Consider the following 12,301-nt stretch of genomic DNA (forward strand, 5'->3'; position numbering starts at 1 on the left):
GTTTATTTTTCCAAAAGTCAATAATTAAATTCTATAAAAATGAATAAGTATAGAAAATTATTACCTAATAGTCACTTCTTGAAGAATTTTTTCTGATAAAGACTCTTCTTTAAAGCATTCTTCCACTAAATGTTCAAATAATGCCTTATAGTTACTGTATGCAACTGTTTTAGAAACACTCACCACCGTTTGTACTTGCGCTAATACTTCACTGAATTTTAAGCGAGGATATCCGCGCCCTGCGCATTTACTACAAGGTTTAAAAACTGATATCCCTTGCTTTTCACTCTCTTTTTTATCTAAAACTTGCCCACGCCCATGACAACGGCAGGCCAAGCGAATTTCAGCTTTCCCTTTACAAGTAGGGCAAACAATTCGAGTTGTCTCTCTCACTTCTCGGTAAGAAGTGTTACCTGTAGGTTTGGCTTTAAGTTCATTTTTAAGATTTCGCTCAAAGCCTTTAACTGGTTTTGATGTATAGCTTTTGGTAGTAAAAACGTCAACTTCAATAAATCCATTGCTGCAATCAGGGCAAACCTTTTTGCTTGCTGCACTTCTTGCATAATCTTGAAAGGCATAATTGGCAATAATATGTAAAACCTTGGCTTTATCATTTTCAATTAGTTTATCAATGGCTTTATATTGGTATGCCTGAGTTAACGCATATTGATAAAGACTTTCTATCGCTTCATCTGGGTGACTAATATTATGTTTAGCTAAAAACAACTCTATGCCCATACGCCCTTTTCGCGTAACTAAGCTAATTGATGTCATCACATCAGTCACAGAAAGCGAATCTACTGCTTTAACAGTTCCTACATCACTGAATACAATGCTTTTTGGTGAAAAGTATTTAGGCAAGTCTGCTAGTCTCATTTAATGCTCCTTTTGATTTCCTATCATTACTAACTTGGTCATCCATTTACCACGACAAGGCATGGCATGGCATGGCATTTATGCATCTAAATCACCCGCATTTTACGGCGTTATCTCAACGTGATTTTTACTTACCACTCTTGTATTGGTTTATTTAGTTACTATTTTGTACTTTTCGCACTTTTATTAACTAGTAGTTAATGTTATATTTTAACCAACGTGGCGTCAAGCGGCAAAGGAAATTAACCAATGGTTAAAAACGATAATAAAACGGAGTTCACAAAACGGCTTCAAGAAGCTTGTTTAGATTCAGGGATTGCTGGTCGTGGTCTGGGTAAAAGAATTGCAGACGCGTTAGCTCAACAAGGCATAAAAGTCAGTGCACCCGCAGTCTGGAAATGGTTAAACAGTGAATCAATTCCTGATCCAACAAACATCTTAGCATTAAGTCAATGGTTAGATATTCGACCGGAATGGTTAGAATATGGGCGAGGAGCAAAAAGAAATGATGGCGTTTCAGTAAATGAAATGACTCCAGTTGATGATTGGGATAATAGTACACCAATAGAACGAGATGAAGTTGAAATTCCCTTCTATACTACTATTGAATTAGCTGCCGGTTTCGGAAGTTGTACCACTGATAATCAAAAGGTGGAATTGTTGAGATTTTCTCGTTCTACATTTAATCGCTACGGTGTACAACCTAGTGATGCCGTTGCTTTTAAAGTACATGGCGACAGTATGTCTCCTGTTATTCCTGATGGCTCTATAGTGACTATCAGCACAGGACATACAAAAATTGTTGATGGTGGTATTTATGCTATTCAACAAGGTGATCTTTTAAGAGTTAAAATTTTACATCGGCTCCCTAATAACACTATTATCATTCGTAGTTATAATACGGTTGATTATCCTGATGAACGTTCCACATTAGAAGAAGTGAAAATCTTGGGGCGAGTATTTAACTGGTCGGTTATGGGCTGGTAATCATTATAATCTCTAAAAAACACCACCATCTCTTTATTAATGTGGTGTTTTTTAGTACATACATGCTTTAGCATTACGATTTAATCAAAGAAAAAACCCGCTATCTCTTACGAGATAACGGGTTCTTATATGGTGCCGGCTACCGGAGTCGAACTGGTGACCTACTGATTACAAGTCAGTTGCTCTACCAACTGAGCTAAGCCGGCTAATTCTGGCGGAAGGATAGAGATTCGAACTCTAGGATGGTTTCCCATCGGCGGTTTTCAAGACCGCTGCCTTCAGCCACTCGGCCATCCTTCCATAGCGCGGAATTATGCCTATCTCTGACCCTGCTGTCTAGTCCTGATTGTAAAAAAAATGACTTTTTTATCCGTTTGCTCAATTCTCAGTCTTTTTTTGCTTAAAAAATGCTAACCCATTAATATGGTGGTTAAATTTTGATAATTAAAAATAATAAATAAGAAGGTATTGTGAGATATGTGGAACAACAGAGAAGGCAAAAGACTTAAAAGATGATGGTAAAAATATGACGATAAATAAAATAGAGATAAGAAAAAACCCGCTATCTCTTACAAGATAACGGGTTCTTATATGGTGCCGGCTACCGGAGTCGAACTGGTGACCTACTGATTACAAGTCAGTTGCTCTACCAACTGAGCTAAGCCGGCTAATTCTGGCGGAAGGATAGAGATTCGAACTCTAGGATGGTTTCCCATCGGCGGTTTTCAAGACCGCTGCCTTCAGCCACTCGGCCATCCTTCCATAGCGCGGAATTATGCCTATCTCTGACCCCGCTGTCTAGCTTCTATTGTAAAAAAATCTGTTTTTTTTGTTTGTTTGCTCAAAGTTCATCCGAATATCCCTTTTAAAGCGATAACCTGTTAATATAATGGCTGAATAATGGTGATTGTTTATTCAACTTTTCTTTTTTAACTACATTGTCTCTTAAAGGCTCGCAAACTGAATGCGTACATTGAACCAACTCAAGCCAAATACACTAACTCGCTTATATGTCCTGTTTCTTCTTTTTATGGTCATATCACTTTTTCTATACGCTTACAGCTATTTTGATACTTGGCTAGATAGTAAAAAGAATGCTATTAACAACACGACTCATAAATTTGCTTTGCAGGTTGAAGATTACCGTTATCACTCTAATCAGCTTTTTCAGTTATCAAATAAAATATCAGACACGACCCTCTTTCCATCCTTACCACTAACTCCAATAAAACTACGCTCTGATGTCTTTTGGCTTGAAGGTCGAGATCAAACTATAGATGCCATTATATTTGGTAAACCTAACGAACAAACGTTCCAGCTAGCACAACGCTTTGCTAATTCACTCGAAATTATCTGGGGTGTACGTAATGATTACAGTTCACTTTATTATCTAAATGGTAAAGGAAATGATCTTATCTTAATTACGACTCACTCTGTGCTTAAACCAGAAATTCGTTACAAAGAAAGCTATCTAACGCTAACCGCTGAGAACAAACGCTCTGAGCTGTTGATGCAATCAACCGCTTTAGATGAAAAAGAGAGCCTTTCCCCTATTAGAAAGATGTCTACAGAAAATATCTATTACTACACCTACCGCATTATGTTTAATGTGCCAGGGCAACTTACTAGCGTGGTCGCTTTTGATTTACCTATCAATAATTTTTTACCTTCAGAACTATCACCGCACTACTTAAGATTACTGCCAACAGGCCAACAGTCGGTTTATGATAAAAATAGCATTGAAATTTCAACCGACGGCTCTTCTTTGATTTTTTCTCAACCTATTGCGGGCATTCCCTATTCACTCTCTTATGAATATCCGTTGAAATTAATTATCAAAGAGATTGCTTATAAAAATATCTGGTTGTTAATTAGCCTACTTGCTTTTATTTCAGTTTCTGTTTTCGGACACATCTATATACGTAACAAGTATGTTTTCCCGTACATCTCAATGACTCGTAATCTACGCATCAAAGAAGAGATGACTAACGATATCATTTCTAATCTTCCTATCGGGTTATTGGTATACAATTTTTCCTCTAACCATAAAATTATTAGCAACAGCCATGCTGAAAAACTATTACCTCATATCGATTTATCAAAGATCCGACAGATGGCGATTGAGCATAACGGCTTAATCCAAACAGCGATCAATAATGAGATTTATGAGATTAGAACTAGCAATAACAGCAATATTGATAATACGTCATTATTCATATTTCTGAATAAAGACAACGAAGCACTTATCAATAAAAAATTACAACTTGCACAGCAAGAATATGAAAAAAACACCATCGCACGACGTAAGATCTTATCTAATATGTCATTAGAATTAATGCGTCCTATCAAAGATATAAATGAGATGGTTTATCAATTCAAAGAATTATTGCCTGAAAGTACCCATCAGCAATTGCTTAGCTTATTATTAGAAAAAACAAATTACATTTCCGAATGGATAGAAAATATTACGCTAATTAATAAGTTAGAAAATCAAGAATGGAAAATTCACAAGGATGAATTTGAGCTTTCAACATTAGTTGAATCTATTTTGATAACTGCATCACCATTTATGATAAGAAAAGGTTTAACCCTTTATTTCCATAATAATATAAGGCCTGGTTTACTTTTAATTAATGATGGCCCCGCATTAAGTAAGATTATTTTATCATTGATTAATTATGCCATTAGTACGACTAACTATGGAAAAATAACTGTTAATCTAAATTTAGTTAAAAATAAAGATAAAGAAGAAATACTTATTGATATTATTGATAGTGGAAGTGGGCTAACACCACAAGACATCGCTAATATAAAATACCCATTCCTAGGGCAAGCAATGGGAGATAAATATTATTCCAATTCTGGGATTATTTTTTATTTATGTCATTTGTTGTGTAATAAAATTCAGGGTGAGTTAACAATTAAGAGCCAAGAAAGTATTGGTTCTCATTTCCGAATTGTACTCCCATACCAGCATATAGATACGGAAGAACGAACTTTTAACGTATTATTGGAAGGAATAAGCGCAAAACTCGCCATAAAAAACCCTGAAATAGAAAAAATCATCTGCCGACAACTTGATAAATACGGCGCTACATACTTTGATAAAAATAGAGAGAATCTTTATCCCGAATACGATATCATACTTAAAGATACTCCGGATGATAGTCCTGAGTCCCCAACAATATTATTAATGAGCTCTATTGTTGGATTTGAAAAAATATCAAAAGATTTAATAAAGTGTAACTATAACTTCGGTGATCCTTTAATAGAAGCTGTTACTTATTTAATTGAAGAAAATGAGTCATTTTCTCTAGATACAACTGAAGAGAGTATTTTGGATGAAAATAATAACCTTGATAATTACGAAGTAATTCTTAATAATTATAGGAAGAAGTTGAATGGTAGTGATTATAAGGAACTATTTATCAGTACTGTTCCTATTGATGTTGAGAAACTACACTTAGAGGCAACAAATAAAGACTTTCATTCTCTAGCCCAAACAGCTCATCGTCTAAAAGGGGTTTTTGCCATGTTAGATTTAGAATATCTCAGAGAAAGCTGTGAATATTTAGAACATGACATAAAAAATCATAATGAATTAGAGATCAAAGAACGTATCACTCAACTGGACAAATGGATTCAACAGTTGCTGCAGCAAGGTAACAATTAAACATGAATAACCTTAATATTATTATTGCCGATGATCACCCAATCGTTTTATTCGGTATTCGTAAATCTTTAGAACAAATTGAATGGGTCAATGTTGTCGGTGAATTTGAAGATTCAACGTCACTTATCAACAACTTACCTAAGTTAAATGCAGATGCATTAATTACTGACTTATCTATGCCTGGTGATAAGTATGGTGATGGTATTACACTAATTAAGTACATCAAAAGACATTACCCGAATTTGTCGATTATTGTACTTACCATGAATAACAACCCAGCTATTTTAAGTGCCGTCCTTGATCTTGAAATTGAAGGTATTGTACTTAAACAAGGTGCTCCAACGGATCTACCAAAAGCATTGGCAGCGTTGCAAAAAGGCAAGAAATTTATGCCTGAAAGTGTCGCGAAGCTACTTGAGAAAGTCAATGCAAATGGTTATGGCGATAAGCGTTTGTCACCTAAAGAAAGTGAAGTACTGAGATTATTTGCTGAAGGCTTTCTCGTCACTGAGATAGCAAAAAAACTTAATCGTAGTATTAAAACTATTAGTAGCCAGAAAAAATCAGCAATGATGAAACTGGGTGTTGATAACGATATTGCATTACTTAATTACTTATCATCAGTAACTATTGATAAGGAAATTAACGGCCCAGATTGATCTTTTCAAACGACCGCTTGCAGTACCGATAAAATCAGGAAGCTCAACCTATTTTGGGAGCTTCTCTGCTTTTTTGTCTTTATTCTTCGCAGTATCCCACCCAGTAAGCACTAAACCGATGTAATATCCCCTTACTCATCTTTTATCTGATAATGCCCTAAAAGCCATAGAATCTGTTATTTACGGTATCATTCCTTATGTCTAACTTATCCGTACAATTAAACTTAATAAATAGAGAAGAGATTAATAAATTAATCTCTTCTCTATTTATTCATTTTTATGATGACACATAAGCTACTTTTTCTGTATATGCCCTACCAGAACTTCTCTTAAAATAGAAAGCGATACAGGCTTAGACACACAATCATTCATTCCGGCATCAATACAACGCTGCTTTTCTTCTGCTATTGCATTCGCTGTTACGCCAATAACTGGCATATCGCTCCCCATTTCTCGTATGTGAGTTGCAAGCTGATAACCATTCATATTCGGCATGTTGACATCAGTCAGAATAATATCGATATGATTTTTCGCTAAATAGGCTAATGCATCACACCCATCTTCTGCAGTTGCTGTATTAAAACCAATTTTTTTCAGTTGATCGGTCAGTAATAAGCGATTTATTGGATGATCATCAACAATCAAAATGGTTAATGCTTGTAAACCACAATCTGTATTCAGCTCAGCCATATCAACACAATTTGCTTCAATTTTGCTTTGTGGTAATTGTAGTATTATTTTTGTTAATTCATTTAACTTATAAGTACTACATACCCATATGTTCTCTGCTATCTTTTTGGATGGCTCGAGGTAATGTTCATTGAGCCTAATAAATTGGCAATGATGCTTTCTCGGATAATCAAAGTCCGTGATAATAAAATCCGTTGAAGACAGTGTTGTTTCTTCCGTTAATAATTCACAGTTCAACCCAAAGTAATTGAGATATCGCCCAATAAATCCTTCTAAATAAAGGTTTTTGATATCAATAAAACAACGAACAGTGCTCTCTTTATAAATATCCTTTTCAGTAGCAAGTTCTCTCTCTTCTAACGCACCATAAAGTGGTATTCGAACTGTAAATCGACTACCAATATTTTCTTGTGAAACTACACTGATATCGCCATCCATTAAGTTAATGAGTTTTTCACAAATAGCTAAACCCAATCCTGTCCCTTCAGATGCACTTTCTGTATTTTGTGAAACTTGGAAGAATGGTTCAAAAAGCTCATGTAATGCCTTCTCACCGATCCCTCGTCCTGTATCATGAATATCAAAATACAGGTAATACTCATCTTTATAAAGATGTAAAGTAATACATCCTGTCGTAGTGAATTTAATACTATTATTCAATAAATTAGAAATAACCTGTTGTACACGAACAGGATCACTATTTACAATTTTAGGTACATCTGGTTCGATAAAGCAGTAGATAGCTAAATCTTTTTTCGCAATTAAAGGTAAATAGTTAGAAATAACAAAAGAGAGTACTTGGCGACAATTAAACGGTTTAATCTCAATTTTTAATTGTTTAGATTCAATTTTTGAGAAATCGAGAATATCACTAATAATTTTTAGCAGTAATGATGAGGAATTATCCATCGTTTTTAATAATCGACTTGTATCATCATTTTGCGCAAAGGATTGTAATAACTCTAAATTACCAATAATGCCGTAAAGTGGTGTACGTAATTCATGACTCACCGTAGCTAAGAACATTGATTTTGCTTGGTTAGCTTGTTCTGCCGCTGTTGCCATATTTTGTAGCGAACGTTCCATTTTAACACGAGCACTAATGTCCACTAAAACACAGATAGCCACATCTTCATTTTGATAGCGTGAATTAACAAAACTAATTTGTAAGTGATTGCGGTTATTCGTTACCACATCAACCATATTGCTACTTTTCTCAGCAATAATAGATAAAATATTTTGCTTATCACTGTGACTAAGTAACCGAAAATAGTTATGTGCTAATTCGTTACTTAAAATGATCATACCATCGCGTATTCTCAGAATACTAATTCCGACAGGCGCCGATGCCACAATTTTATGGTTAAACTGTTCATGCTCTTCTAATCGGGAAGCGTTATTTTCTGCTGGTGAGAATATTTTTCTTTCGAAGATCCACACAAAAATAAAAATAAAAATGGCAGAAATAATATTTAAAATCAGAGCATTAAAAATGGTGAATTTAAATTCATTTAGAATTTGCTTTAGTGGTAATGAATACACCACACTAAAAGAAGATGGCAATAGTTTTCGTTTTGCAACTAACTCACTAAAATCTTCATCAAAACCAAAATAAGGTGCACTCACATCAGCAACTTGCTTAACAGAACGATAAGTATTTTCTGCAGGATAGCTTAATACTGTAGTATTTCGGCTATTTAGAAGATGGATAGAAATTACTCTATCTTTGGCTGGAGAGAAATATTCAAGACGAATTGCTCTTTCAATACCAATTAACCCAATAAATTTGCCCGAAGCATAAACTGGTGACATAACATATAAAATGCCACTATCCCCTTTTGCATCAGGAACTATCCAGTATTGATTAACTTCTTTGCCTTGTGCCCGTTGATTAATGTAATTACGTGTATTTTCGTAAACCATCTTTTTCAACATTTCAGTATCTACTGGTGATGCGCGCAAAGGGAAGTTAATCATGCACATACTGTGCGAGCCTACCATGAAAACTTGGTTTATCCCTTGTAATGCGGGAGTATTATCTTTCCAATAATATAAGATACTGTTAAACGAACGAAAATAGTTATTGGTTTGTCCCTTAAATAATTCACAGTCTGCCGTTTCATTGAGTTTATGAAGTGAGAATGGTCCTTCATAAAATAGTGAATTTTTTATACCTGGATTTAAATTAATTTGCTCTTGATGACGTTCTGCGAGGTATTGTAAATCACGGATGGTGCCAGAAGTTTGTCGAAAAAAACTGAGGAGATTAGTGTAGTTATTACTATACTCTTGCCTAATATCTGACTTTGTATCATTAAATATATTGATGAGGTAAAACATTGTTAATAATGCCCCCATCGCCCACAACATGATACCTAATACGCGAAAAAGGTAGCGGGAAATTTTTAACGATGTTTTAAAGGACGAGAGATATCTCAAACAACCACCTAATCAATATTCCTACCGCTTAAGAAACTTATTCTATTCTAGCAGAAGTTACTGTATGTCTGAATAATATGATCTTTATCATCAGGATAATTATTTCTAATGATGCACTGATCCTACCACCATAAAAAAAGCAGGCAATTATGCCTGCTTTCTTTTATTTATACATCACAATAATGATAAATATTATTCTTCGTCTGCATCATTAGCTAAATCTGATCCAGGCTCTTCCGGTGATGCCTCGTTAATAACCTCATTAACTTCATCATCATCTAATGCGTCATCTTCATCTTCAACACGTTGTAAGCCAACGACCAACTCATCTTCTGTTGTACGAATTAAGGTAACACCTTGTGTATTACGTCCAACAATGCTGACCTCTGAAACACGAGTACGAACTAATGTACCTGCATTAGTGATCATCATAATTTGGTCAGTTTCTTCAACTTGAATTGCACCTACCACTTTACCGTTACGCTCACTCACTTTAATAGAGATAACGCCTTGTGTAGCACGATTCTTCGTTGGGTATTCGCTTTGTGCAGTTCGTTTACCGTAACCATTTTCAGTAACAGTTAAAATATCGCCGTCACCACGAGGAATGATCAGAGAAACGACTTTGTCGTCATCAATCAGTTTCATACCACGAACACCTGTCGCAGTACGACCCATTGGACGAACACAATCTTCTGCAAAGCGAACCACTTTACCATCAGCAGAGAACAGCATAACTTCGTTCGTGCTATCGGTTAAGTCAACACCAATTAGCTCATCGCCTTCATTTAAGTTGACTGCAATAATACCTGCGCTACGAGGACGGCTAAAATCTTGCAGAGGTGTTTTCTTCACTGTACCGCTTGCCGTTGCCATAAAGACAAACTTACCTTCTTCATACTCTCTCACTGGCAAAATAGCCGTAATACGTTCATTTTGCTCAAGAGGTAATAAGTTGATAATCGGACGGCCACGAGCACCACGACTTGCTTCTGGTAACTGGTAAACTTTCATCCAATAAAGACGACCACGACTTGAGAAGCATAAAATGGTGTCATGGGTATTAGCCACCAGCAGGCGATCAATAAAGTCTTCTTCTTTAATTCTTGCTGCAGACTTACCTTTACCGCCACGGCGTTGTGCTTCATAATCGGTAAGTGGCTGATATTTAACGTAACCCTGATGAGAAAGTGTAACAACCACATTTTCTTCATTAATCAGGTCTTCGATATTAATATCTGCTGTATTCTCGGTGATCTCAGTACGACGTGGATCGTTATATTGATCTTTAATCGCATTTAGCTCTTCTCGAATGACTTCCATCAAACGCTCAGGGCTTCTTAAGATATGTAGTAATTCAGCTATTTGAAGCAATAAGTCACGATATTCATCTAACAGTTTTTCATGTTCAAGACCGGTTAGTTTCTGCAAACGCAGATCCAAAATAGCTTGAGCTTGTTGTTCTGTAAGATAGTATTTACCGTCATGCACACCATATTGTGGCTCTAACCATTCAGGACGAGCAACATTGCTGTCACCAGCACGCTCTAACATGGTAGAAACACTACCTAAATCCCAAGGTTGTGCGATTAACGCTGCTTTTGCTTCTGCTGGGTTTGGCGCTTGGCGGATCATTTCAATAACAGGGTCAATGTTCGCCAATGCAACAGCCAGTGCTTCTAAGATATGAGCACGATCACGCGCCTTGCGTAATTCGTAGATAGTACGACGAGTAACGACTTCACGACGGTGACGAATAAAAGCAGAAATAATTTCTTTTAGATTTAATAGTTTTGGCTGACCTTGGTGAAGCGCAACCATATTAATACCAAAAGAAACCTGCATTTGTGTTTGTGAGAACAAGTGATTTAATACTACTTCACCCACAGCATCACGTTTGATTTCAACAACAATACGCATGCCATCTTTATCAGACTCATCACGTAATCCGCTAATACCTTCAATGCGTTTATCTTTAACAAGCTCTGCTATTTTTTCAATTAAACGCGCTTTATTCACCTGATAAGGAATTTCCGTTACGATAATTGTTTCGCGACCGGTTTTCTCATCAGTTTCAATATCAGCCTGAGCACGGATATAAATTTTTCCGCGGCCAGTACGGTAAGCATCTAAAATTCCTCTGCGACCATTAATAATAGCGGCAGTCGGGAAATCAGGCCCCGTGATATGTTCCATCAACTCTTCAATAGTGATGTCTTCGTTATCAACATAAGCAAGACAGCCGTCGATAACTTCGCCTAGGTTATGTGGAGGAATGTTTGTTGCCATCCCCACCGCAATCCCTGATGAACCATTGACTAGCAAGTTTGGAACACGGGTTGGCATAACTGCCGGAATATGTTCTGTTCCATCATAGTTAGGAACAAAATCAACCGTTTCTTTTTCCAAATCCGCCAGCAGTTCATGGGCGATTTTCGCCATACGAACTTCGGTATAACGCATTGCAGCCGCCGAGTCACCATCAACTGACCCGAAGTTACCCTGCCCGTCAACCAACATGTAGCGCATAGAAAAAGGCTGTGCTAAACGAACAATCGTTTCATAGACAGCAATGTCACCGTGCGGGTGATATTTACCGATAACATCCCCAACAACACGGGCTGATTTTTTATAAGGTTTATTCCAATCGTTTCCTAGTACATTCATCGCGAAAAGAACTCGGCGGTGTACTGGCTTCAGTCCGTCTCGAACATCGGGTAATGCGCGTCCTACAATAACTGACATCGCATAATCCAAATATGAGCTTTTCAGCTCTTCTTCGATATTAACTGGTGTGATTTCTCTGGCAATGTCGCTCATGGAGCCACTGTCCCTCATACTACGGATTCAAAGGTTTAGAACTATACCACAAATCGCCAATTTTTGGAAAAAGGAAACAACTAAATTAATGATCCTTTCGCTATTCTCTTCGATTTCACCGTCTAACGTTGGTAGAATCATGGCAATATGAAAATAG

Annotated in this window: 6 protein-coding genes and 4 tRNA genes; 3 read left to right on the plus strand and 7 right to left on the minus strand. The window is 36.5% G+C overall.

The window, feature by feature from the left end; genetic code table 11:
• Positions 1-60: 60 nt before the first annotated feature.
• Positions 61-876 carry an antitermination protein gene (locus tag GTH24_RS12455; protein WP_072068580.1) on the minus strand — a complete coding sequence of 272 codons (816 nt, stop codon included), beginning with the start codon at positions 874-876 and terminating at the stop codon, positions 61-63.
• Positions 877-1,125: 249 nt separating this feature from the next.
• Between GTH24_RS12455 and GTH24_RS12460 the strand changes: the two genes are divergently transcribed.
• The gene (locus GTH24_RS12460) at positions 1,126-1,863 is read left to right on the plus strand and encodes a S24 family peptidase (RefSeq protein ID WP_164526472.1); all 738 of its coding nucleotides are present in this window, start codon (positions 1,126-1,128) and stop codon (positions 1,861-1,863) included.
• Positions 1,864-1,993: 130 nt separating this feature from the next.
• Here GTH24_RS12460 and GTH24_RS12465 read toward each other — a convergent pair.
• The 4 genes from GTH24_RS12465 to GTH24_RS12480 form a co-directional block, all read right to left on the minus strand.
• Positions 1,994-2,069: transfer RNA gene (locus tag GTH24_RS12465), tRNA-Thr, on the minus strand.
• Between the two features lie 6 nt (positions 2,070-2,075).
• Positions 2,076-2,163 (minus strand) — tRNA-Ser (locus GTH24_RS12470).
• Between the two features lie 292 nt (positions 2,164-2,455).
• Positions 2,456-2,531: transfer RNA gene (locus GTH24_RS12475), tRNA-Thr, on the minus strand.
• Between the two features lie 6 nt (positions 2,532-2,537).
• Positions 2,538-2,625 (minus strand) — tRNA-Ser (locus GTH24_RS12480).
• A gap of 202 nt (positions 2,626-2,827) precedes the next feature.
• On the opposite strand from GTH24_RS12480, the gene rcsD reads away from it, so the two are divergent.
• Positions 2,828-5,536 carry a phosphotransferase RcsD gene (gene rcsD / locus GTH24_RS12485; RefSeq protein WP_072068582.1) on the plus strand — a complete coding sequence of 903 codons (2,709 nt, stop codon included), beginning with the start codon at positions 2,828-2,830 and terminating at the stop codon, positions 5,534-5,536.
• A 2-nt stretch (positions 5,537-5,538) separates the two neighbouring features.
• Positions 5,539-6,195 (plus strand): response regulator transcription factor RcsB, encoded by a 657-nt coding sequence (rcsB, locus tag GTH24_RS12490; protein ID WP_036935620.1) that lies wholly within the window; start codon positions 5,539-5,541, stop codon positions 6,193-6,195.
• 294 nt (positions 6,196-6,489) lie between these two features.
• On the opposite strand, the gene rcsC is transcribed toward rcsB, so the two are convergent.
• Both rcsC and gyrA read right to left on the minus strand, forming a co-directional pair.
• The gene (gene rcsC / locus GTH24_RS12495; RefSeq protein WP_072068583.1) at positions 6,490-9,324 is read right to left on the minus strand and encodes a two-component system sensor histidine kinase RcsC; all 2,835 of its coding nucleotides are present in this window, start codon (positions 9,322-9,324) and stop codon (positions 6,490-6,492) included.
• Positions 9,325-9,516: 192 nt separating this feature from the next.
• Entirely contained in the window at positions 9,517-12,144 is a 2,628-nt protein-coding gene (gene gyrA / locus GTH24_RS12500; RefSeq protein ID WP_072068584.1) for a DNA topoisomerase (ATP-hydrolyzing) subunit A, read from the minus strand.
• Positions 12,145-12,301: the final 157 nt, after the last annotated feature.

This window comes from Proteus vulgaris (assembly GCF_011045815.1).
GTDB classification, from domain to species: Bacteria; Pseudomonadota; Gammaproteobacteria; order Enterobacterales; family Enterobacteriaceae; genus Proteus; species Proteus vulgaris_B.

Excerpts from the sequence above, each read along its gene's own strand:
- rcsB (WP_036935620.1), top strand. The coding sequence starts at position 5,539 with ATGAATAACCTTAATATTATTATTGCCGATGATCACCCAATCGTTTTA.
- gyrA (WP_072068584.1), bottom strand. The coding sequence starts at position 12,144 with ATGAGCGACATTGCCAGAGAAATCACACCAGTTAATATCGAAGAAGAG.
- GTH24_RS12455 (WP_072068580.1), bottom strand. The coding sequence starts at position 876 with ATGAGACTAGCAGACTTGCCTAAATACTTTTCACCAAAAAGCATTGTA.
- GTH24_RS12460 (WP_164526472.1), top strand. The coding sequence starts at position 1,126 with ATGGTTAAAAACGATAATAAAACGGAGTTCACAAAACGGCTTCAAGAA.
- rcsD (WP_072068582.1), top strand. The coding sequence starts at position 2,828 with ATGCGTACATTGAACCAACTCAAGCCAAATACACTAACTCGCTTATAT.